The organism is Halorubrum sp. JWXQ-INN 858 (assembly GCF_009806985.1).
GTDB lineage: Archaea > Halobacteriota > Halobacteria > Halobacteriales > Haloferacaceae > Halorubrum.
This window is the reverse complement of sequence record NZ_WUAX01000008.1, coordinates 154,012-176,933: the sequence shown is the minus strand read 5'-3', so window position 1 is coordinate 176,933 and position 22,922 is coordinate 154,012. Positions and strand designations below refer to the sequence as shown.

At 69.6% G+C, this 22,922-nt stretch carries 18 protein-coding genes; 6 read left to right on the top strand and 12 right to left on the bottom strand.

Annotated elements, in window-relative coordinates; all coding sequences use genetic code 11:
• Nucleotides 1–19: 19 nt before the first annotated feature.
• Together GRS48_RS06215 and thrS are read right to left on the bottom strand one after the other, a co-directional pair.
• A complete protein-coding gene (locus tag GRS48_RS06215) occupies nucleotides 20–1,198 on the bottom strand; it encodes an alanine--glyoxylate aminotransferase family protein (RefSeq protein ID WP_159484635.1) in 1,179 nt (392 codons plus the stop codon).
• A 72-nt stretch (nucleotides 1,199–1,270) separates the two neighbouring features.
• On the bottom strand, nucleotides 1,271–3,244 hold the full coding sequence (gene thrS, locus GRS48_RS06210; RefSeq protein WP_200840223.1) for a threonine--tRNA ligase: 1,974 nt from the start codon (nucleotides 3,242–3,244) through the stop codon (nucleotides 1,271–1,273).
• Nucleotides 3,245–3,479: 235 nt separating this feature from the next.
• Between thrS and GRS48_RS06205 the strand changes: the two genes are divergently transcribed.
• Nucleotides 3,480–4,061, top strand: a complete 582-nt coding sequence (locus tag GRS48_RS06205) for a DoxX family protein (protein ID WP_159484631.1) — start codon at nucleotides 3,480–3,482, stop codon at nucleotides 4,059–4,061.
• A gap of 55 nt (nucleotides 4,062–4,116) precedes the next feature.
• On the opposite strand, the gene GRS48_RS06200 is transcribed toward GRS48_RS06205, so the two are convergent.
• Nucleotides 4,117–4,914: an aldo/keto reductase gene (locus tag GRS48_RS06200; protein ID WP_159484629.1), complete on the bottom strand. Its 798-nt coding sequence runs from the start codon at nucleotides 4,912–4,914 to the stop codon at nucleotides 4,117–4,119.
• A gap of 149 nt (nucleotides 4,915–5,063) precedes the next feature.
• Here GRS48_RS06200 and GRS48_RS06195 point away from each other — a divergent pair, with 149 nt between their 5' ends.
• Nucleotides 5,064–6,377, top strand: coding sequence for an MFS transporter (locus GRS48_RS06195; RefSeq protein ID WP_321168318.1), 1,314 nt, complete (start codon nucleotides 5,064–5,066; stop codon nucleotides 6,375–6,377).
• A 130-nt stretch (nucleotides 6,378–6,507) separates the two neighbouring features.
• Here the strand turns inward: GRS48_RS06195 and GRS48_RS06190 are convergent, their stop codons facing one another.
• On the bottom strand, nucleotides 6,508–7,482 hold the full coding sequence (locus GRS48_RS06190) for a carbohydrate kinase (RefSeq protein ID WP_159484627.1): 975 nt from the start codon (nucleotides 7,480–7,482) through the stop codon (nucleotides 6,508–6,510).
• Between the two features lie 131 nt (nucleotides 7,483–7,613).
• Here GRS48_RS06190 and GRS48_RS06185 point away from each other — a divergent pair, with 131 nt between their 5' ends.
• Both GRS48_RS06185 and GRS48_RS06180 read left to right on the top strand, forming a co-directional pair.
• Nucleotides 7,614–8,501: a DUF5821 family protein gene (locus GRS48_RS06185; RefSeq protein ID WP_159484625.1), complete on the top strand. Its 888-nt coding sequence runs from the start codon at nucleotides 7,614–7,616 to the stop codon at nucleotides 8,499–8,501.
• Nucleotides 8,502–8,525: 24 nt separating this feature from the next.
• Nucleotides 8,526–9,509, top strand: a complete 984-nt coding sequence (locus GRS48_RS06180) for an ornithine cyclodeaminase family protein (RefSeq protein WP_159484623.1) — start codon at nucleotides 8,526–8,528, stop codon at nucleotides 9,507–9,509.
• A gap of 193 nt (nucleotides 9,510–9,702) precedes the next feature.
• On the opposite strand, the gene GRS48_RS06175 is transcribed toward GRS48_RS06180, so the two are convergent.
• The 6 genes from GRS48_RS06175 to GRS48_RS06150 form a co-directional block, all read right to left on the bottom strand.
• Nucleotides 9,703–10,278: a HalX domain-containing protein gene (locus GRS48_RS06175; RefSeq protein ID WP_159484621.1), complete on the bottom strand. Its 576-nt coding sequence runs from the start codon at nucleotides 10,276–10,278 to the stop codon at nucleotides 9,703–9,705.
• A gap of 151 nt (nucleotides 10,279–10,429) precedes the next feature.
• Complete coding sequence (locus GRS48_RS06170) at nucleotides 10,430–11,530, bottom strand: TrmB family transcriptional regulator (RefSeq protein ID WP_159484619.1); 1,101 nt, start codon at nucleotides 11,528–11,530, stop codon at nucleotides 10,430–10,432.
• A gap of 219 nt (nucleotides 11,531–11,749) precedes the next feature.
• Nucleotides 11,750–13,237, bottom strand: coding sequence for an IMP dehydrogenase (guaB, locus tag GRS48_RS06165; RefSeq protein ID WP_159484617.1), 1,488 nt, complete (start codon nucleotides 13,235–13,237; stop codon nucleotides 11,750–11,752).
• A 159-nt stretch (nucleotides 13,238–13,396) separates the two neighbouring features.
• Entirely contained in the window at nucleotides 13,397–13,867 is a 471-nt protein-coding gene (locus GRS48_RS06160; protein ID WP_159484615.1) for a GNAT family N-acetyltransferase, read from the bottom strand.
• Nucleotides 13,868–14,016: 149 nt separating this feature from the next.
• Complete coding sequence (gene ileS, locus GRS48_RS06155; RefSeq protein WP_159484596.1) at nucleotides 14,017–17,157, bottom strand: isoleucine--tRNA ligase; 3,141 nt, start codon at nucleotides 17,155–17,157, stop codon at nucleotides 14,017–14,019.
• A gap of 93 nt (nucleotides 17,158–17,250) precedes the next feature.
• Nucleotides 17,251–17,988 (bottom strand): molybdopterin-binding protein, encoded by a 738-nt coding sequence (locus tag GRS48_RS06150; protein WP_159484594.1) that lies wholly within the window; start codon nucleotides 17,986–17,988, stop codon nucleotides 17,251–17,253.
• A 144-nt stretch (nucleotides 17,989–18,132) separates the two neighbouring features.
• Between GRS48_RS06150 and GRS48_RS15035 the strand changes: the two genes are divergently transcribed.
• Entirely contained in the window at nucleotides 18,133–18,300 is a 168-nt protein-coding gene (locus tag GRS48_RS15035; RefSeq protein ID WP_200840212.1) for a hypothetical protein, read from the top strand.
• 143 nt (nucleotides 18,301–18,443) lie between these two features.
• Here GRS48_RS15035 and GRS48_RS06145 read toward each other — a convergent pair whose 3' ends face one another.
• Complete coding sequence (locus tag GRS48_RS06145; RefSeq protein ID WP_159484592.1) at nucleotides 18,444–19,604, bottom strand: glutathione-independent formaldehyde dehydrogenase; 1,161 nt, start codon at nucleotides 19,602–19,604, stop codon at nucleotides 18,444–18,446.
• Nucleotides 19,605–19,880: 276 nt separating this feature from the next.
• Complete coding sequence (locus GRS48_RS06140) at nucleotides 19,881–20,537, bottom strand: hypothetical protein (protein ID WP_159484590.1); 657 nt, start codon at nucleotides 20,535–20,537, stop codon at nucleotides 19,881–19,883.
• Between the two features lie 207 nt (nucleotides 20,538–20,744).
• Between GRS48_RS06140 and fdhF the strand changes: the two genes are divergently transcribed.
• Nucleotides 20,745–22,877: a formate dehydrogenase subunit alpha gene (fdhF, locus tag GRS48_RS06135; RefSeq protein WP_159484588.1), complete on the top strand. Its 2,133-nt coding sequence runs from the start codon at nucleotides 20,745–20,747 to the stop codon at nucleotides 22,875–22,877.
• The last annotated feature ends 45 nt before the right edge of the window (nucleotides 22,878–22,922 follow it).

The following is a 22,922-nucleotide window of genomic DNA, read 5'->3' as shown; positions in this document are numbered from 1 at the left end:
CCCGCGGAACGGGCCCCGACTACGCGACGTGACCCTGTTCGGCGAGCGCGTCCTCCAGCGCCGCGAGCAGGAACTCGACGTTCTGTGCGCGTGCGGAGTAACCCATACAGCCGATCCGCCAGACGTCGCCGGCGAGCGCGCCGAGCCCGGAAGCGATCTCGAGGTCGTACTCCGTGAGCAGGTGGTCGATGACCGCGCCGTCGTCGACGCCGTCGGGGACCCGGACCGCGTTGAGGCTCGGGAGCCAGTAGTCGTCCGGCGCGTTCATCTCCAACCCCAGCTCGCCGAACCCGGCCTTCAGATCGCCGGCGACGGCGCGGTGTCGGTCCCACCGCGCCTCGATCCCCTCCTCGGCGACGAGCCGGAGGGCCTCGCGGATCGCGTACACGTTCGTGATCGGCGCGGTGTGGTGATACGCCCGCTCGTCGCCCCAGTATCCCTCCAGCAGCGAGAGGTCGAGGTACCACGATCGGGGCTCCTCCTCGCGGTCGAGCACCTTGTCCATCGCCCGGTCGTTGAGCGTGAGCGGACTCGCGCCCGGGGGACAGGAGAGACACTTCTGCGGGCCGGAGTAGGCGACGTCGACGTCCCACTCGTCGACGCGCATCTCGACACCCCCGAGCGACGTGACGCAGTCGGCGATCACGTACGCGTCGTGGTCGTGGGCGATCGACGTGAGTTCGGGGACGCCCGGCTGGAGGACCCCCGTCGACGTCTCCGCGTGGACGAACCCGAACACGTCCGGCTGGTGCTCGTCGAACGCGGCCTCGACGTCGACGGGGTCGAGCGGCTCGCCCCACGGCGCGTCGACCTCGACGACCTCGCCGCCTGCGCGACGGGCCATCGACGCCATTCGGCCGCCGAAGTAGCCGTTCGTCGGCACCAGCATCGTGTCGCCCGGCTCGACGAGGTTGCCGATGGCGGCCTCCATCGACGCCGACCCGGTGCCCGACACGGGGATCGTCCACTGGTTGTCCGTGCGGAAGGTGTACCGTAACAGCTCCTGGACCTCGTTCATGATCTCGACGAACGAGGGGTCGAGGTGGCCGACCAGCGGCGTGCTCATCGCCCGGAGCACGCGCGGGTGCACCTCGCTCGGGCCGGGGCCCATCAGCGTTCGATCCGGCGGCGTCAGCTCGCCGACGTCGGGTGCGTCGTCCGCGTCGCCTGTGTGGGTCGCGTCGGATGCGTCGGTCATGCGACCCCCTACCGAGGGCACCGTCAAAAACACGGCGGAACCCGAAGCGCCTCGCCGGCGACTACTCAGCGACTACTCGGCGACGAAGTCCGGTTCGACCCGCTTCTCGTCGCGCTCGGCGACGAGGTGGTCGACGAACGCGTCGAGGCCGACGTCACCGCGCTGGTTCTCGAAGCGGTCGCGGACCGACACCGTCCCCGCGTCGGCCTCGTCGTCGCCGACGATCACCATGTACGGGAGCCGGTCGTCGTGGCCCTGCCGGATCTTCCGGCCGACCGTCCAGTCGCGGTCCTCGACCTCGGCGCGGAACCCCGCGTCGTCGAGGGCGTTCTTCACCCGGTGGGCGTAGCCGAGGGTCTCGTCGGAGACGGGGAGGATCCGGACCTGTTCGGGCGCGAGCCACAGCGGGAAGTTGCCGTCGAAGTGCTCGATGAGCACCATGAAGAAGCGCTCGTAGCTGCCGTACAGCGCGCGGTGGATCATGACGGGCTGGTGCTCCTCGTTGTCCTCGCCCGTGTACGTCAGATCGAAGCGCTCGGGCATGTTGAAATCGAGCTGGACCGTCGGGCCGTCCCAGACGCGCCCGAGCGCGTCCTCGAAGCCGAAGTCGATCTTCGGGCCGTAGAAGGCCCCGTCACCGGGCTCGACGTCGTAGTCGTAGCCGCCCGACTCGAGCACCTCGCGGAGCTGTTCCTCGGCGGACTCCCAGATCTCGTCGCTGCCGACGGACTTCTCCGGACGGGTCGCCAGCGCGACGTCGACCTCCAGGTCGAGCGTCTCGACGACCTCGAAGATCATCTCGATGACGGACTCGATCTCCGCGCGGATCTGGTCGGGGCGGACGAACAGGTGGCCGTCGTCGATCGTGAACGACCAGACGCGCGAGAGCCCGGAGAGCTCGCCGCGCTGCTCCTTCCGGTACACCTTCCCGTTCTCGAAGTAGCGCTGCGGGAGGTCGCGGTACGACCACGACTGCTGGTCGAAGATCGTCGCGTGGCCCGGGCAGTTCATCGGCTTGAGCCCGTACTCCTCGTCGTTGACGTCGAGGACGAACATGTCGTCCTGGTAGTTCTCGTAGTGGCCCGACCGCTTCCACAGCTCCGTCCGGAACAGGTGTGGCGTCTCGACCTCGTCGTAGCCGTGCTCGTGGTTGAGGGCCGCCGCGAAGTCGGAGAGCTCACGCAGCACGGTCTTGCCCGGCGGGTGATACAGCGGGAGCCCCGGCCCCGTCACCGTCGGGATCGAGAACAGGTTCATCTCCTGGCCGATCTTGCGGTGGTCGCGCTCGGCGGCGGCCTCCCGCATCTCCAGGTGCTCCGCCAGGTCGGCTTCGGAGGCGAACGCCGTCCCGTACACCCGCGTCAGCGTCTCGTTCTCCTCGTCGCCGCGCCAGTAGGCCGCGGATACCTCCAACAGCTTCGCCGCACCGATCTCGCCCGTCGACGCGACGTGGGGTCCGCGACAGAGGTCCTGCCAGCCGTCCTGCCGGTAGAAGGTGACCTCCTCGTCGGACGCCTCGTCGTCGAGGATCTCGCGTTTGAACTCGTTGTCGGCGTATATCTCGAGCGCCTCCTCGCGCGACCGGACGACGCGTTCGATCTCGTAGTCGGCCTCGATGATCGCGTCCATCTCCGCCTCGATCGCTCGGAGGTCGTCCTCGTCGAGGTCCACGTCGGTCACGTCGTAGTAGAACCCCTCGTCGGTGTACGGCCCGATGGTCAGCGTCGCCGCCGGGTGGAGCCGCTGGAGCGCCTGGGCGAAGACGTGTGCCGCCGAGTGGCGGAGCACCTGCAGGTACTCGTCGCTCTGGTCGGTCACGATCTCGATCCGCGCCCCGTCGTGGACCGTCGCGTGTTTCTCGACGAGCTCGCCGTCGATCTTCCCCGCGACCGTGTCGCGGCCGAGCCCGGGACCGATCTCGTGGGCGACGTCCTCGACTGTCGATCCCTTCGGTACGGGGAGGGCTGATCCGTCCGGAAGGACGACCGTCACGTCGGCCGGCGTCTCGGTCTCGCTCATACTTCCGGAGAGCCGGACGAGCGCCATAAGTGTTGTTTGATGGCGGGACGCCACCGCCTCCTCTCCCGCCATCGGCGCATCGATCCGTGATCCATCGCCGACCGTTCCGTGGCCCGTCGCCGACCGCTTGGTGACCCGCCGCCGACCGCTTGGTGGCCCGTCGCCGACCGCTTGGTGGCCCGTCGCCGACGGTCCTCCCGCCGATCCGCCTACCCGTACTTATTTGGCTCATGACATGGATCCGTGCAGTTGGTGAAGACACATGTCTAATCAACCGGCGGAACGGACGCTGCAGTCGGAACTGCTCGGACGGGAAGTGGAGTTCAGCTACTCGGAGACGTGGCTCGCGTACTCCATGCTCGGATTACGCCTCGTGATGGCGTGGGTCTTCCTGCAGGCCGGCCTCGCGAAGCTCCTGGAGGGCGGAATCGGCGACCCGCTCGCGTGGTCGTCGGCCGGCTTCCTGCAGAACGCGGTCGCGGAGGCCAACCCGCTCCACGGGCTCTTCCTCTGGTTCGCGAACTACGCGTCCCTCGTCGACCCGCTGGTGATCTTCGGACAGATCCTCATCGGGCTGGCGCTGCTGTTCGGCGTCTTCTTCCGGTTCGCCGCGCTCATGGGGGCGCTGCAGATGGCGATGTTCTGGACGGCCGCGTGGAACGGCGGGCTGATGCAGGGGTTCCCGATGGACAACGGCTACTTCATCGACAGCTCGTTCGTCAACATGCTGATCCTGTTCGGCCTCGGCGCGTGGGGGGCCGGCCGGCTCCTCGGCGTCGACCGCTACCTCGAGGAGACACAGGTCGTCAAGGAGAACCCCTGGCTGCGCTACCTGCTCGGGTAACGCCCGACACGTCGAGCATCGTCGCACGAACGTCAACGGTCGTCGACGTCCCTTTTTAACGGTTCCACGCCGCGCCGTCCGGGTCGATCACTCGCTCGCCGGGCTCGATCGCGTCGATCGCCGCGAGGTCGTCCTCGGAGAGGTCGAGATCGAGCGCCTGCCGGTTCTCCACCACGTGGTCGCCGGTCGCTTTCGGGATCGGAACGACGCCGCGGGCGAGCGCCCACGCGAGCGCGACGACCGCGGGCGACGTGTCGGTCCGCTCCGCGACGGCGACGAGCGTCGGATCGTCGAGGACCGTGCCGCGCCCGAGCGGCGAGTACCCCACGAGCCGATGGTCGAGCTCGTCGGCGAGCGCGCGCAGCTCCGGCTGTTGAAAGCGCGGGTGACACTCGACCTGGTGGGCCGCGATCGGTGACTCCAGGACGCCCTGTGCCTCCCGGAGGAGCTCCGGCGTGAAGTTGGAGACGCCGACGTGGTCGGTCACCCCCGCCTCGCGGAGGTCGTCGAACGCGGGGAGCGTCGTCTCGGGGTCGTACGCGCCCATCGGCCAGTGGACGTACAGCAGGTCGACGCGGTCGAGCCCGAGTCGGTCGAGGCTCTCGCGTGCGGTCTCCCGGACGTCGTCGGGCGCGAGGTGGTCGTAGTGGACCTTCGTCGCGACGACGACGTCCTCGCGGTCGACGTCGCTCTCGCGGACGGCCTCGCCGACGGCGGCCTCGTTGCCGTACATCTGTGCGGTGTCGACGTGTCGGTACCCGGCGTCGAGCGCCGCGGTCACGGCCTCGACGCACGCGTCGTGGTCGTCGAGCCCGGACGTGCCGAACCCCAACGGGAGCTGTAGCGGTGGCATACGTGAGGCTCGGGGCGAACGACCAAAAGGGCGTGCGAACCGGAACGCGAGGCGCGACATCGGTACGCTACGGGGCGGCCGGGGACGAGCGGTCTTCGCTACCCCTGTTTTAAGTGACGGTCGTCCGTTCACCCGGCCGTGACCGACCAGTGAGCGACGACTGGCTGTACGCGTGGGGGGTCGGCTACGCCGCCGTCGGCGCGGCCTCGTTGCTCGTTCCCCTGTACGCGATCTCCCTCGGCGCGGACGCGTTTCACGTCGGATTGATGGCGTCGACGGCGGCGTTCGCGGGCGTTCCCGGCGCGCTGCTGTGGGGACGGCTCGCCGCCAGAACCGGTCGTCGTCGCCCGTTCGTGCTCGTCGCGCTCGGGTCGACGGCCGGCGTGCTGGCGCTGACGCCCGTCCTCACGTCGCCGTGGACGCTCCTCCTCGCGAACGCCGCGCTCTGGTTCGTCGTCAGCGCGGCCGCCCCCGTACTCAACCTCATCGTCGTCGAGGGCGTCCCGGAGTCCGCCTGGGACGAGCGGATCGGCTCGCTCAACGCCGTACAGGGGTACGGCTGGGTCGTCGGTCTCGCGGTCGGGACGGTGTGGACGGCCCTCGCACCGCGCGTCCTCGATCCGACCGCCGCACAGGAGCTCCTGTTCTTCCTGCTCGCGGTGACGACGACGATCGCGCTGGGCGTCGTCCGGCTCAGGTATCCCGAGCGTCCGACGACGGACCCGGCGCGGTTCCGGAGGGCGTTCCGTCGGTTCGAACCGAGCAACTGGGGCGCGGGACGGTTCGTCCGGGCGGTCCCGTACGGGCCGAACCGACTGTATTGGGTGATCTCGATCTCCGCCCGTCGCTGGCGGGCGCGCCGCCGTCGATCCGAAAGCGACCAGCAGTCGGGGACGGTTGCGACCGAAGGGGGCGGGTCGCCGCTGCGGCGATACTTCGTCGCCGTGGGGCTGTTCTCGGTCGGCTCCGCGATCTTTTGGGGGCCGATGCCGGCGTACCTGACCGACGTCGGGTTCGTCACGGGCGTCGTCTTCCTCCTCTTTCTGTCCGCGAACGTCGGCTCGGCGGTCTGTTACACGCCGGTCGGGAAGCTCGTTGGAAAGCGAGGTCCTCGTCCCGTTCAATCGGTCGCGCTGGCCGTCCGAAGCGCGCTGTTCCCGGCAGTCGGACTCGCCGGGGTCGTGCTCGGTACCTCGCTCGGCTACGCGCTCGCCCTGGCGTTCCTGCTTATCGGGGTCACCTGGGCGGCGATCGCGGTGACGGCGACGGGGATCGTCACGCGGATCTCGCCGAGCGGGAACCGCGGCGAGGCGCTCGGTGCGTACACGGCCATCGCCGGCTTCGGTGGAGGAGTCGGGAGCGTCGTCGGCGGGGCGATCGCGTCGCTCACCGGCTACACGGTCACGTTCGTGCTCGCGGGCGTCGTCGTGGCGGCGGGGTTGGGGCTCGTCGTCCGGGAGTGATCGGCGGCGGGGCCGGGACTCGTCGTCCGGGAGTGATCGGCGGCGGGGCCGGGACTCGTCGTCCGGGAGCGATCGGGAAGCGGGCTGTGACGGGCTGTGGCGGGCTGTGACGGGGCCCGACACCGCGAGGTCAGTCCCGGAGCGCTGCGACCGCCGACCGCGTCGGGAGCGCCGTCATCGCGCCCCTCGCGGTCGTCGTCCGCGCCGCCACCGCGTTCGCGAAGCCGAGAGCCTCCGCGAGCGGCTCGCCGTCCGACAGCGACGCGATCGCCCCCGCACAGAAGGCGTCGCCCGCGCCGGTCGTGTCGACGGGGTCGACCGCGTATCCGGGGTGCTCGACGACGAGCGGTTCGTCCGTCGGGTTCCAGGGCGCGGCCGGCTCCGCCCGCGCGAGCGCGCCGTCGGGGCCGCGCGTGACGAGCGCCGTGTGCGGGCCGCGCTCGGTGACGGCGCGGGCCAGGTCGGGCGCGTCGGCGTCGGTCGCGTCCTCGTCGACCACGCCCGCGGCGATCAGGTCCTCGGCGGTCGCTTTCACCACGTCGGCGGCGGCGAAGGCGCGCGCACACGACGACGCGAAGTCGAACTCGTCGAACAGCTCCGGGCGCGCGTTCGGGTCGAACGAGACGACGGTGCCGTCGACGCCGTGTGCCCGCTCCATGAGGTCGAACGTCGCGGCGCGGCTGGGTTCGTCCGCGAGCGTGACGCCGCCGGCGTGGACCCATCCGAGGTCCGCGAGCGCCGCGTCGGGGACCGTCCCGGGGCGCATCCGCGTGTCCGCGGTGCCGTCCCGGTGGAAACTGAACGATCGGTCGGCGTCGGGATCGAGGCTCACGAACACGAGCGTCGTCTTCGCGTCGGGGTCGCGCTCGACGTACGCGTCGTCGATCTCGGCGTCCGCGAACGTCCCGGCGAGGTAGTCGCCGAACGGGTCGTCGCCGATCCGGGTCCAGAACAGCGGCGGCGCGTCGAGCCGCGCGAGGCCGACGGCGACGTTGGCGGGCGCGCCGCCCGCCCGACGGTGGAACGTCTCGACCGCGTGAAGCGGTCCGTGGCCCTTCGGGATGAAGTCGATGAGCGCCTCGCCCGCGACCAGGATCCGTGGCATGAGTTCACGGTATCGGGGAGCCGCCAAGTCGGTTCGGGTTCCGATGCCCGATCGGGAGCGCCCGACGATCTACCGTCGCGCGGTGCGTCAACTCCCCCACGTTTAACCCCTCCCGACGGCAGTCTCCGGTGATGGCGCGCGCTCCCGGGATCCGTTTGGCGACCGGACCCCTCCGGCTCGACCGGTTCGAGGACCCGCTGCTCGTCGACCCCGCACCGTCCCTGCTCGTGGAGGTCGTGAAGGCGCTGTGTGAGGCCGCCCCGGACCTCGTCGACCCCGACGTCGAGCGGCTCCGCTCCCGGGCGAACGCCGACGAGGGAGCCGACGGGGCGACAGCGGTTCCCGACCTGTCGGTGTTCGCCGACGAAGTCGCGCTCGGGTCGCTTCGCGGCGGGTTCCACGCGGAGAGCCGGGTCTCAGGGCTGGTCGAAGCGGGGACGTTGACGCTCCGGCGGCTCCCGGAGCCGCAGCCAAACGTCGTCCTCGCGGGGCGAGCGGGTGGGGCCGTCCTCGTCGACGCGCCGGAAGGCCGCTTCCGTCTCGGCGGCGGAAACGGCACGGGAACCACCCTTCGAACCAGCTACGACCCGCTGTTCGCCGACGCCGACCCCTTCCGGATCCGGACGCCGAGCCGACGGCGGCTCTACGACGCCGTCGCGTCGCGGTGTGGACCGAACGTCGCCGCCGACCTCCTCCGCCTCCTCGACGCCGACCGACCCCTCGATCCAGACGACGACGCGGATCCCCGGGTCCGCGCGTACCTCGTCGGAGCGCGCCACGGCGTGGTCGACTACGACCTCCGGCGGGCCTGCGAGGACGCCGGGCTCGCCAGCCGCTCGTCGTTCACGGCGGTGAAGCGACGGCTGACGGGGGCCGGGATCGTCGGGACCGAACGGGGCGAGACGACGGTCGGCCGCCCGCGGAAGCGGCTGTGCGCCGGCGACCCGATCGTCGACGTTCCGCTCGCGGCGACGGCGGACGTGGCGCGCGACGCGCTCGCCGCGGACCCCACTGATTAACTCCGAGGCCGCGAACGCACCCGTATGCGCGTTCTCTCCGACGACGACGTGGCGGCGGTGCTCGACCTGACGGAGCTGCTCGACGTGGTCGCCGACGGCCTTCGGGCACAGGGGCGAGGGGCCGTCGAGCGCCCCGACCGCCCGCACTTTCCTGTCGGGGAGGGGGTCCCGGACGCGAACGGTGACCCGGCACCGGAGCCGCTCGGGACGGGACTCGTCATGCCGGCGTACGTCCACGGCGCGGCCCACTACGCGACGAAGGTCGTCGGCGTCCATGGCGGCAACGCCGAGCGAGGGCTCCCGACCGTCAACGCGAGCATCACCCTCACCGCCGCCGACACCGGCCTTCCCGCGGCGACGATGGCCGGGTCCCGGATCACCAACGCCCGGACCGGCTGTATCGGCGGGCTGGCGGCGCGGGAGCTCGCCGTGGCCGACCCGGTCACCGTCGGCGTCGTCGGCGCGGGCCAGCAGGCTCGGTGGCAGGTCGCCGCGATCGACGCCGCGGTCGACGTCGCGGCCGTCCGCGTCTACTCCCCGAGCGACTCCCGGGAGACCTGTGCGGCGGACCTCCGCGACCGCGAGATCGACGCGACGGCCGTCGACTCGGCGGCGGCGGCCGTCACCGACGCGGACGTCGTGGTCACGGCGACGACCGCGACGGAACCGGTGTTCGACGGCGACGACCTCGCGCCGGGAACGCTCGTCGTCGCCGTCGGCGCGTACACCGCCGAGACGCGCGAGCTCGACGACCGGACCGTCGCTCGCGCGGCGTCCCTGTTCGCCGACGTCCCCGACGAGACGGCCGCCACTGGCGACTTTCCGCGCCACGACGCGGCGGACCTCACGCCCCTGGCCGCGGTGCTCGAGGGAACGGCCGGCCGCCGAAACCCGGACGACATCGTCGTCGTTGCGTCCGTCGGGACGGCCGTCCTCGACGCCGCCACCGCCGAACACGTCCTCGAACGCGCGGCGGCGTCGGGCGTCGGGACCGTGATTGATTTATAAGGGTCGCTCGCTCGCCGTCGTTCCTTATAAGTACAGCAACTGCCGTGGATCACTGATAAGGAATCCCGGGGCGCGCCGTGGCTCGGACGGTCGAAACCGCTCCCGCTCGGCCGACCGAGACGGCCGCCGCTCGGCGGTCGTCGTCGAAGCCGCGAACGGTCGTTCGATCGTCGTCAAAGCCGCGAACGGTCGTTCAGTCGTCGCCGTCGAAGCCCTGGAAGAGCCGCTCGAACTCCTCGTGTTCGTCGACCTCGGAGAGGCTCCGGTCGAGGTCGTCACGGAGGACGGCGATCCGCTCGGAGAGCTCCCGGTACTCGTCGTTGTCCGACAGCTCGCTCGCGCTCTTTTCGGTCTCGAGGATCGCCTTCTTGGAGGTCAGCGCGAACAGCTCCTGAACCCCGGTGTCGTACTGGCCGCGGCGGAGCAGCCCCTCGACGGTCCCGCGCAGCGCCTCCTTCGTCACCGGCTTGACGAGGTAGTCGTCGAACCCCATCTCGAGGATGTCGAAGTCGGGCTCGACGGCGGTGACCATCGCGACCCGGCAGTCCATCCCGCGATCGCGGACCTCGACGAGGACCTCGTCGCCCGACAGCCCCGGCATCCGTCTGTCGAGCAGGATCGCGTCGATCTCGTCGTCCAGCTGCTCGAGCGCCTCGTGACCGCCGTAGGCGGTTCGCACTCGGTACTGGTCGCCGAGCCACGCGGCGTACAGGTCGGCCAGGTCCGGTTCGTCCTCGACCACGAGGACCAGCGGGGGTTGCTCACTCATGGGTCGTCGGAGCGGCGACGGTCTCGCTCACACCTCTCTTCTCGTCCCACGCTATATGAAAATACCCCTTCGCCATGTCGAGTCACACCGGGATACCGGAGCGGTTCGCCGCTACCCGCGCCCGGCGGGTCGCGGCCGACACGACGTCCCCTCACAGGTTCACCCGGTCGGCCTCGCCGTTCTCCAGGTCGTCGAACGTCGTCACCGTGATCCGGATCGCCTCGACGTCCTCGATGACCGCCCCCCAGCCGCCGATCGCCCACCGACGGTCCCCGTCGTCGATCTCGACGGTCACCTGTCCGGCGAGCTGTCCGATCGGGATCTCGCCGTCGGTGCGCGGCTCGCCGGCGTAGACGACGTCGACGACCGTCCCCGACACCGTGACCGGGTTTCCGGTCCCGGTCTCCGAGCCCTCGACCGTGACGTGAACGCCGATCCCGTCCTGTAAGAGCGGCTGGACGTCCCGAACGAAGCGTCGCAGGTTCGCGTACACGAGCGGCGGCTCGTCCGGGCGCCCGTCGTACACGACGTCCCACACCTCCCAGAGGCTGGTGTCGAAGTACCACCGGAACACGTACGTCAGCGAGAAGTCCTCGACCAGCACGCCGTACTCGTTGACCGACCGTCGGTGTGGGGCGAAACAGGTCGTCGTCCGGTCGACGATGGCGACGAACGGCGTCGGAAGCGTCCGGTGACGGACCTCCGTGGCGATCCGCTCGTAGTCGACGTCCGGGTCGAGCGTCTCGCCGGTCGTGTGGAGCGACACCTTGACGATCGCGCCGTTCGCCTTCGCGGCCGCGAGCGGCTCCCGGAGCTTCTCGAGGTTCTCCGGCGTGACGGCGACCTGGACCTCCGTCTGTGCCCCCGCGATCGCCTCCGTCGCGCGGTCGAACACCGTCTCGAAGCGTTTGACGATGTCGACCCGGTGTTGATCCAGCGTCGGGGCCTCCCACCGCTTTTCGATCTCGTCGGCCGCGACCGCCAGCCGCTCGGACCGGTCGCGGAGGTCGCCGAGGACCTCGTCGGGGTCGCTCGCGCGGGCGCGGAGGCTGTCGCTCTCGTAGGTCTCGACGTAGCCGACGTCCTCCAGGTCGCGGAGGACGTCGTAGATCCGGGCGGCGGGGACGTCGCTCGCGTCCGCCAGCTCCGTCGCGCTGGCGGTTCCGAGACGAAGCAGGGCGGTGTACGCCTGCGACTGATACTTCGAGAGCCCCGCGTCCCTGAGAACCCGGCGCAACTCCGCGGAATCCATACGGATAGCAGACCGACCCGGGCCTTAACCCCTGTGTTCACCCGTACCGAGGTCCGGTACCGTCTCGGGTGGAACCCGGGCACGCTGTCGGGTTGGACCCGTCGGGGCTCACGGCGACCGCCGTCGTCGCTTCACCCGCTTCGCACCCCCTCGTCACTGGCTTCGCACTCCCTCGTCGCTCGCTTCGCACTCCCTCGTCGCTCGCTTCACGCTCGCTCGTCACTCGCTCGGACTGTAGTTGGGCGCTTCGTCGGTGATCATCACGTCGTGGGGGTGTCCCTCGGTCTGGCCCGCGCTGGAGACGCGGACGAACTCGGCGCGCTCGTGGACTTCGGGGACGGTGTTCGCGCCGACGTAGCCCATCCCGGAGCGCATCCCGCCGGTCAGCTGGTACAGCTCCGAGGCGAGGGTCCCCTTGTACGGGGTCGCCGCCTCGACGCCCTCGGGAACGAACTCCTCGTCCTCGTCGGCGTCCTTGAGGTAGCGGTCGCCGCCGCCGGACTTCATCGCCCCGACCGAGCCCATCCCACGGTACTGTTTGTACTTCTTCCCCTGCATCGTGATGACCCGGCCGGGGGCCTCCTCGGTCCCGGCGAAGTACGAGCCGAGCATGACGGCGTCCGCGCCCGCGGCGAGCGCCTTGATCGCGTCGCCGGAGTAGCGGATCCCGCCGTCGGCGATGACCGGCACGCCGTGCTCGACCGCCACGTCGGCGACCTCCGAGATCGCCGTCATCTGGGGCATCCCCGCCCCGCTGACGACCCGCGTCGTACAGATCGATCCGGGGCCGATCCCGACCTTCAGCCCGTCCGCGAAGCCGACGGCGGCCTCGGCGGCCTCCCGGGTCCCGACGTTGCCGACGACGACGTCCGCGTCGACGGTCCCTTTGATCGCCTCGGCCGAGTCGAGCACGTTCAGGTTGTGGGCGTGTGCACAGTCGATGAACAGCACGTCGGCACCCGCCTCGTCGGCGGCGACCGCGCGCTCCTCCTCGAACGGGCCGACCGCGACCCCCGCGAGGAGCCGACCGTCGTCGTCGCGGGCGGCGGCCTCGTGCTCGCGGCGCTGGAGGATACCGCCCATCGTCACCAGCCCGACGAGGCGGTCGCCGTCGGCGACGATCGGGACGCGCTCGATCTTGTGGTCGTACATCAGTTCGAGCGCCTCGCGCGGCTCGACGCCCTCCGGTGCAGTGATGACCTCGTCGGTCATCGCCTCGCGGACGGCGTCCTCCTCGCCCACCTCGAGGTAGGGGCGGATGTCGGTGCCCGAGATGATGCCGAGGACGACGTCGTCGTCGTCGACGACCGGCGCGCCGGAGACCCCCTCACGCTCCATCAGGCGGTCGGCCTCGCTGACGGTGTCGTCGGGGTCCACGGTGACGACGTTCTCGCGGCGGATGACGAGCTCGTGGGCGCGTTTGACCCGCTCGACCTCGGCGACCGTCTCCTCGACGGTCATGTTGCGGTGGAGCACGCCGAGGCCGCCCTCGCGGGCCATCGCGATCGCGAGCTCGCTCTCGGTGACGGTGTCCATCGCCGCCGAGAGCACGGGGACGTTCAGCTCGACGTGTTTCGACACGCGGGTCGTGAGCTCCGCGTCGTCCGGTTCCACGCGGCTCTCCTTCGGTCGGAGCAGCACGTCGTCGAACGTTAACGCCTCCGGTACGTCGAGTTTCGAGGAGAACTGACCGAGATCCTTCGCCATGTAAACCGTCGTGAGGGCCGACGCAAAAACGTTGCGAGTCAGCAGGGACGTGCAACACGATAACAACCGAACCGTCGAACTGTTCAGTATCGTGTATGACCGATCGTCGAGGGAAGGCAGGCTCTCGGTGACTTATCGAAGCGACTCGGCTGCGGCGACCTACCGGAGCGACTCGACCGCGGCGACGACGACGACCTCGGTGCCGTCGGGACCCTCCCGCGTACCGCGGTGGCTGAACCCGTGGGCGCGGTAGAACTCGCGCGCGCTGGGGAGGTCGTGCTCGACGGAGGCCCGGAGCTGTTTGACCCCACGGTCCGCGAGCGACGCGGCGACGCGGCTCAACAGTCGGTTCTCGATCCCGTCGCCGGTGTACGCCGGATGGACCCACAGCGCGAGCAGCTCGGCCTCCGCCCCGTCGGCGTCCGGATGGGCGATCGCCAGCCCGACCGGCTTCCCGTCGGCCTCGACCAGGTAACAGCAGTCGGCCGCGGAGGCCGCTTCGCGGACCCCCGCCGCGGAGACGTCGAGCAACGGTGCGCCGATATCGTCGAACACGGTGGCCTCTCTCGCCCGGGAGACCGCCGCCCGTAGCGCCTCGGCATCGCCGGGACGCGCCGGTCGGACACGCATATAGCGGACCGTTGTCGAGCAGGCGGGTATACCTTTCGGGGCGGGGTTTCCCCCGCGCGGTCCGTCGAAACGGGAACTCGGCAGCGAGTCAACGAGCGGGGAACGTTTCGGCGGCGAGTCCACGGGCGGAACGTCTCGGCGGCGTGCGGTTACGCGACCGGTTCGATCCCGATGGTGACGGTGACGTCCTCGACGTCCCACTCCTCGACGAGCCCGTCGGCGTCGGCCGGGGCGTCGAGCCAGCCGTCGGCGCGGACCTCCGACGCGATGAGGTCGGCGTGGTCGGCGACGAAGCCGTCGACGCGCCCGTCGTCGACCGCGACGCCGACGCGGATCCGCGCCTCGACGTCGAGGTCCAGCTCCTTGCGCATCTCCTGGATCCGTCGGATTACGTCGCGGGCGTACCCCTCCGACTCGATCTCGGGGGTGAGTGAGGTGTCGACGTAGACGGTGCCGCCGTCGAAGTCGGTCCCGGCGACGCCCTCGGGCGGTTCGGCGACGTATTCGACCATCGACGCGTCGAGCTCGACGGGCTCGCCGTCGACGACGACCCCGTCGGACTCGACCGCCTCGCGGGTCGCCCCCTGCACCGCGGTCATCACCTTCTGAGCGTCGCCGCCGAAGGCGGGGCCGATCTCGGCCATCCGCGGCTCCGCGCGCTCGACCAGCTCGTCGAACGACCCCGTGACCGACAGTTCGCGGGCGTTCACGCGGTCGAGGATCAGCGCCTCGAGGTTCCGGACCGCCTCGGCGACCCCGTCGTCGTCCGTCTCGACGACGAGACGCGGGACCGGCCACCGGAGCTTCCGGCCGGCCTGCTGGCGGGCGTTCGCGGCCGCCTCCTCGACGTTACGGAGGACCGCCACGTCGCGTTCGAGCTCCGCGTCGAGCAGCGCCTCGTCGGGTTCGGGGTACGAGAGCGCGTGGACCGTCGTCGCCGAGCCGTCGAGCGTCTGGTACATCCGCTCCGCGAGGTACGGCGCGATCGGCGCGAACATCCGGAGCGTCTCGTCGAGGACGGTCGCAAGCGTCGCGTACGCGCCGCGTTTCGAGGGCGAATCGGCCTCCTCCCACATCCGGTCGCGGACCGCCTTGACGTAGAAGCGGGAGACGTCCTGCGTGACGAACTCGACGAGCGCGTTGACGGCGTCGCTGACGCGGTAGTCGGCCCACGCGTCGGCGACCTCGCGCTCGACCGACTGGAGCCTGGAGAGCACCCACTCGTCGACGACCGCCAGCTCGCCGTCCGAGAGGTCCGCCGACGCCGGGTCGTAGCCGTCGAGGGTCATGTACTCCAGCGGGAACCGGAAGACGTTCCAGAAGATGTTGAGCTTCCCCTGGATCTCGCCGAGCCCCTCCCATTCGAACGCGAGGTCGATGCCCTGCTGGTCGTGGCTGAGCAGGTACGTCCGCAGCGGGTCGCGGCCCGCGCGATCGATCGCCTCCTCCGGGGTGACGATGTTGCCGACGGACTTCGACATCTTGCGGCCGTCGCTGTCGTTGGCGAACCCGTGCATCAACACCTCCCGGTACGGCACCTCGCCGACCGCCGCGGTCCCCATCCCGAGCTGTGACCAGAACCACCCGCGGGTCTGGTCGTGCGCCTCGATGATCAGGTCGGCGGGCCACAGCTCCTCGTGGGCGTCCGTCTCGCCGGGGTAGTCGAGCGTTCCCCAGCTGGCGACCGACGAGTCGAGCCAGACGTCGAAGACGTCCTCGACGCGCCGATACGTGGTCCCGTCCGCCGTGATGGTCAGGTCGTCGACGGAGGGCCGGTGGAGGTCGATCGAGTCGGGGTCGACGTCCTGGTCGACGCGCTCGGCGAGCTCCTCGCGGGTACCGATCACGATCATGTCGTCGTCGAGGTCTCCGGCCGCCGCGTCCTCGGGGACCCAGATCGGGATCGGGACCCCCCAGTAGCGCTGGCGGGAGACGTTCCAGTCGGGGGCGTCCTCGATGAAGTCGCGGAACCGGTTGTCGCGGGCCCACGACGGGTGCCACTCGGACGTCTCCATGTTGTCGAGGAGGTCGTCTTTGACGTCGGTGATCGAGATGAACCACTGGTCGGTGACCAGCTGGATGATCCCGGTGTCACAGCGCCAGCAGTGGCCGTAGCTGTGGTTGACCGTGCCGTGTGCGAGCATGTGGCCGTCCGCGACGAGGTCGTCGATGATCGCCGCGTTGGCGTCGCGGACGAACTCGCCCGCGTACTCGCCGGCCGCGTCGGTGAACTCGCCGTTCGGCTGGACCGGACAGAAGATCTCCAACCCCAGCTCCGACCCGCGGTGGAAGTCCTCCTCACCGTGGCCGGGCGCGGAGTGGACGAGGCCGGTGCGGTCGGCCTCGACGTAGTCGGCCGCGTACACCTGCCCGGCCCCCTCGAAGTTGGGGTAGTCGGCGACGTGCTCGGCGAGCGGGTGGTCGTACTCCCAGCCGACGAGCTCCGCGCCGGACAGCTCGGCTTCGACCTCGTAGTCCTCGTAGCGCCCCTCGGTCAAGACGTCCTCGACGCACTCTGCGGCGACGTAGAGGACCTCCTCCTCGCCGTCCTTTTCGGCGCGGACGGCGTTGTAGGTGAGCTCCTCGTCGACGGCGACGAACGTGTTCGCCGGGACCGTCCACGGCGTCGTCGTCCAGATGACGAGGCTCCCCTCCCGGTCGGCGAGCGGGAACTTCACGTAGATGGAGGGGTCGTCGACGTGCTCGTACTCGACCTCGTTGTTCGCGAGCCCCGTCTCACACCGGGGACACTGCGAGATCGACCGCTTCCCCTGTTCGACGAGCCCGTTCTCGGCGACCTCGGAGAACGCCCACCACGCCGACTCCATGTACTCCGGCGACACCGTCTTGTAGGGGTCCTCCCAGTCCATCCAGACGCCGATCGATCGGAAGTCCTCGTCCATCGCCTCGCGGTTCCGCTCGGCGAAGGACTTACACTCCTCGATGAACCCCTCCATCCCGTACTCCTCGATGTCCCGCTTGTTCTCGAAGCCGAGCTCCTCCTCGACTTTCACCTCGATCGGGAGCCCGTGCATGTCGTAGCCCGGGCGGTCGGTGACGCGGTGGCCGGTCATCCGCTTGTAGCGGATGACGGCGTCCTTGAGGGTCTTGTTCCAGGCGGTTCCGAGATGCATCTGACCGGAGGTGTACGGCGGCCCGTCGACGAAGAAGAACGGCGGGTCGTCGGCGTGTGCTTCCTTGGCCGACTCGTAGGCGTCGTGATCGTCCCAGTACGCCTCGACCGTGGACTCGACGTCCCCGGGCGTGTACTGGTCGTCGATCTGCTCCATACCCGTGAGTCCGCCCCCGCGTATTTGAATACGACGGAGTCGTGGCCCCGACGGCGGGATCCTCGACGGCGATGCCGTGGCCTCGGCCCGTCGTCAGCCCTGTTCGTCCACGACGACGATCAGCTCCCGGAGCCGGTCCGCCGCCGCGGCGACGGCGTCCCGGTCCGTCCCCGTGAGCTTCACGCGGTTGTGTCCCTCCGTGTCCGGGTAGCTCCCGACGGCCACGTCGAAGCCGTCGCGCACGGACGCGACGGCCTCGGTCATCGACCCCTCCGGCTGCGGCGTGAACAGGGTCGTCGAGACGGCGTCGCCGCGGAACTCCTCGGCGACCGTCGCGAACAGCGACCGCACCTCCGCGGGCACGCCGGGGAACGCGTACACGTTGCCAACCACGCAGCCGGGACAGAGCCCCTCGGGGTTTATCAGGGGCCGACAGCCGGCCGGGAGCGCGGCCCACGCGTCGACGTCGATCTCGAGATCGTGTGCGCCGACGCGGTCCGGGTTGCGATCGCGGTAGGCGGCCATCGTCGCGAGCACGTCCTCGCGGACCGCCTCCGCGACGACCAGGTCGCGACCGAACGCGTCCGCGAGCGCGTCGGCGGTGACGTCGTCGTGTGTCCCGCCGAGCCCGCCCGTCACGATCACGGCGTCGAACGCCGTCGTCCACTCGCCGACCGTCTCGGCGATGAGCCGCCGGTCGTCGGGGACCGTCAGGATCCGGACCACCCGCGAGCCGCGCTCGGTGACCTCCCGGGCGAGCCACGAGGCGTTCGTGTTCGTCGTGTCGCCCGCGAGCACCTCGTCGCCGACGGTGAGGATCGCGACGTCCATTCGACCGCGAGGTAGCGCCGAACCACCAAAAGGGACTCGGGAGTCGTGACTCCCGACAGAGTAACCCCCGCTGAACGCGTTTCTCGTTGTATCTCGCGGCGGTCCGGCGGCCGACAGGCCGATCCGTCCGCGACGAACACACAAATGGTCACCTACAGGCGGGGCGGACACGTGCGGAACGGCGACGACGCGGTCGAACGCGGCTGTGAACACTGCGACTGGCACTGCGTGGCGGAGTCGTACCCGGAACTCATCGAACGCTACCAGGCGCACCTCCGGGCGGAACACCCGAAAGCGTGGCTCCGCACCTGAGCGCTCGGCCCCCGGCGTAGTCCTTGCGGGTCGGAGAGACTCACGGGTCGAAGAGATTCACGGCCGAAGAGATTCACGGGCCGAAAAAACGGAGTCGGTGCGGGGGCGAGTGGGTTGGGGCGAGTGGGTTAGGCTCGAGCGGGTTAGGGCTCGAGCAGGACCTTCGTGACGCCCTCCTCGCGGTCGTCGAACTTCTGGTACATCTCCGGGGCCTCCTCGAGGTCGACGCGGTGGGAGACGACCCAGCTCGGGTCGGCGCGCCCCTCGATGATCAGGTCGCGGAGGTACCGGTTGTACGCCTTCACGTTACACTGACCGGTACCGCATTTGAGGCCCTTCTCGAAGAACTTCCCGAAGTCGATCCCGAGGCGGCCCTGTGCGGCCATCTCGTCGGGTGCGCCCGGATCCGAGGGGACGTAGAGTCCGGGGATGCCGAGCTCGCCGGTCGGCCGGACGACTTGGATCAGCTGGTTGATGACGACCGCGGGGTTCTCGCGCGCCGGGTCGTAGGCGTCGTCGCCCGGGTCGGTGTCGGGATCGAGCGCCTGGTAGCCGACGGCGTCGACGCCCTTGTCGACCATCCCGCCGTGTTCGCTTTTGATCTGTTCGACGGGGTCGCCCTCCTCGAAGTTGATCGCGGTGGCGTCACAGTGCTCCTCGGCGAGGTCGAGCCGGCTCGGGACGCGGTCGACGACGTAGATCTCGGACGCGCCCTTCACCTTGGCGCTGTACGCCGCCATGAGCCCGACCGGGCCGCCGCCGAACACTACGACGGACTCGCCGGGCTGGAGGTTCGCGAGCTCCGTGCCGTGCCAGCCGGTCGGGAAGATGTCCGCGAGCAGCGAGAAGGCGTCCTCGTGTTCGTCGCCCTCGGGGAGCTTCAACGCGTTGTGGTCGGCGTAGGGGACCCGGAGCTGCTCGGCCTGTCCGCCCTTATACGGTCCCATCGCGACGTATCCGTACGCCCCGCCGGCGAAGCCGGGATTGACGTTGGTACAGAACCCGGTGTACCCCTCCTCGCAGTTCCGACAGAACCCACAGGAGACGTTAAACGGCATCACGACTCGGTCGCCCTCCTCGAGCGTCGAGACGGCGTCGCCGACCTCGGTGATTATCCCCATGTTCTCGTGACCGAAGACGATCCCCTCCTCGGCGGCGGTCCGCCCCTCGTACATGTGGAGGTCCGAGCCACAGATACAGGTGGTCGTGATGTCCACGATCACGTCGTTGGGGTGTTGGAGCTCCGGTTCGTCGACGTCCTCTACGGCCACTTCGTGCGGGCCTTTATATACGACTGCCTTCATGCGTGATCCGACTCGATATTGTCTGTGAACCAACCTAAATCTATTTACATGATGATTATACTTAACAAATGATATTGAATTTCTAACAACATCTATCGACGGGTTCATCGGTGGTGACCGCGGCCGACGGATCGCCGGATCGTCGGCCGTGATCACCGCCGGATCCGGTCCGGGATCCGGTCCGCGTCGATCCGTCGTATCGCCCGGTATAACCCCCAGATGTCGGTTTCGAGGCGACGCTCGAGCCCGCGAGACGCCGAGCGGAACCGGCCGTGATCACCGCCGGATCCGGTCCGGGATCCGGTCCGCGTCGATCCGTCGTATCGCCCGGTATAACCCCCAGATGTCGGTTTCGAGGCGACGCTCGAGCCCGCGAGACGCCGAGCGGAACCGGCCGTAATCGGCCGCCGTGACCGGATCGGGATAGGTCGGGTCGAGGTCGGTATGCTCCGCGATGACCGCCCACTCGTGTGCACCGACGACGGGATACCTGTCAGGATCGATGAACCAGAGGAACGCCGAGGCGACGCACACGTCGACGCCCGGGAGCCGCGTGAGCGCTGCCAGCGCGGCGTCGAGGTCGCCGCCGTCCGCCTCCGTGCCGTCGGTCGCGTCGCCGCCGTCCGCCTCCGTTTCGCCAGCCGCGGTGGTCCCGTCGACCGCCGCGATCGCGTCCGCGATGGCGGCTTTCATCTCTCGGCGGTCCGCCCCCGCGAACCGTTCCTCGACGGCGCGACGTTCGGCGTCCGGATACGCGCCGAGATGTCGTCGGAAGTACCACCGGACGATCCACTCCGCGTCCCGCGGGCCGTACTCGCCCGCGCGGAGCGCCGCGGGAAGCGACTCGATCGCCTCACGTTCCACCGGATACAGCGGCTCCTCCGCGCGGTACTCCGCGGCGTATCGCTCGACGTCGGCGGGCGAGATCGTCATGCCGCCTCGGAGGGTCGCCGGCGACAAAACGGTTCGCCGACACGAGCCGACGGTCGGGCGGCCCGTCGACCCGTCGACCCCAACCCGTCGGTTCATCGACTCGTCGACCCCCAACCCGTCGATTGGGACCGGGTCACCCACCGACACACTCATACTTCGAGACGCACAGATCATGACACATGAGCACATGCTATCGTGGTGGTCCGAATGTCTAGTGACGGGGCGGACCCGGTGAAGACGATCTGTCCGTACTGCGGGGTGGGCTGTGGGATCCGCGTCACCCCCGGCGAGGACCCCGGCGACATGCGTTTTACCCCGTGGGGCGACGCGCCGGTCAACGAGGGGCGCGTCTGTATCAAGGGCGGCGCGGCGACGCAGGTCGTCGACCACGAGGACCGGCTGACGGACCCGCTGATACGGGAGGACGGCGAGTTCCGCGAGGCGACGTGGGAGGAGGCCTACGATCGGATCGTCTCCGAGATGGAGCGGATCCACGGCGAGTACGACGCCGACGCGATGGGCTTTTTCGGCTCCTCGAAGACGATGAACGAGGAGAACTACCTCCTCCAGAAGATCGCGCGCCGGTACGGCACCAACAACGTCGACAACTGCACGCGGATGTGTCACGCCTCCACCGTCTGGGCGCTGCGGACCAGCCTCGGCGCGGGCGCGATGACCAACAGCATGGTCGACCTCGAAGAGGCCGCCGACGTGCTCTGGATCCAGGGCGCGAACCCCGGCGAGCAGCACCCGATCGCCAATAGCCAGTACTTCCGACAGGCCGTATTGGAGGGGGCGACGGTCATCCAGGTCGACCCGCACGCGAACAAGACCACCCGCTCGTTCAAGATCGACGAGACGGAGCGGCACATGCACCTCCAGCTCGACCCCGGCACCGACATCCCGCTGCTGAACGTCGTCCTCAAGACGATCCTCGAGCGCCACGAGGCGGACCCGGACGCGGGCTGGATCGACGAGGCGTTCATCGAGGAGCGGACGAAGGGGTTCGAGCACCTCCAGGAGACGCTCGCCGACTTCGACAAAGCGGCGGCCGCCGAGGAGTGTGGCGTCCCCCTCGAGGACATCGAGCTCGCCGCCGAGAAGTACGCGATGGCCAACAACGCCGCCGTCTTCACCGGGATGGGGATGAGCCAGCACACGTGCGGCGTCGACAACGTTCAAAACGAGATCAACCTCGCGCTGATCACCGGCAACCTCGGCAAGCCGGGGACCGGCGTGAACCCGCTACGCGGACAGAACAACGTCCAGGGGACCTGTGACGTCGGCGCGATGCCGAACGTCCTGCCGGGCTATCAGCTCGTCGACGACGACGAGGCCCGGAAGTCCGTGGAGGACGTCTGGGGCTTCGAGGTCCCGAGCGAGCCGGGGCTGACGAACGTCGAGATCTCCCACGAGGCGGGCCACTCCGTCCACGGGCTGTACGTCATGGGCGAGAACCCCGTGATGAGCGAGCCCGACGGCAGCGAGGTCGAAAAGCGGCTGGAGTCGCTCGAGTTCATGGTCGTTCAGGACATCTTCATGACCGAGACCGCGAAGTTCGCGGACGTGATCCTCCCGGCGACGACGTGGGCCGAGCGCGGCGGCACCGTCACCAACACCGACCGGCGCGTCCAGCGGATGCGCGGCGTCGAGAAGGTCCACAAGAACACGAAACACGACCTCGAGATCCTGATGGAGGTCGGGAGCCGGCTGTTCGGCGAGGACGGCTTCCGGTTCGACGACGAGGAGGCCGTCTTCGAGGAGCTCCGGCAGGTGTGTCCGAGCTACCACGGCATGACGTACGACGCGCTCGGCGAGACCGGGATCCAGTGGCCCTGCTACGAGGAGGGCGACGAGGGCGACCAGTACCTCTACGCGGAGTCGTTCGACACCGACGACGGGCTCGGACGGATCGAGGGCGTCCGCCACCAGCCGCCCGCGGAGGTCCCGGACGAGGAGTATCCGCTGATCCTCACGACCGCCCGGCTAGAGGAGCACTACAACACGGGGACGATGAGCCGACGCTCGCCGACCCTCATGCGGCAGCACCCGGAGAACTTCGTCGACGTCCACCCGAACGACGCCGAGCGGTACGGGATCGAGGACGGCGACACCGTCACGCTCCGGTCCCGCCGCGGCGAGATCGACGTGAAAGCACAGGTGACCGAGGCCATCAAGGAGGGCGTCGTCTGGACGACGCCGCACTTCGCGGCCGCCTCGGCCAACCGGCTCACGAACGACGTGCTCGACGAGCGCGCGAAGATCCCGGAGTACAAGGCCGCAGCCGCGGAGATCGCCGTCAACGTCGGCGCGGGCGACGCGGAGCCCGCGGACGACTGACCGGCGCTTTTCCGTCCGTTATCGAGGCAGCCTCGACCCGTTATA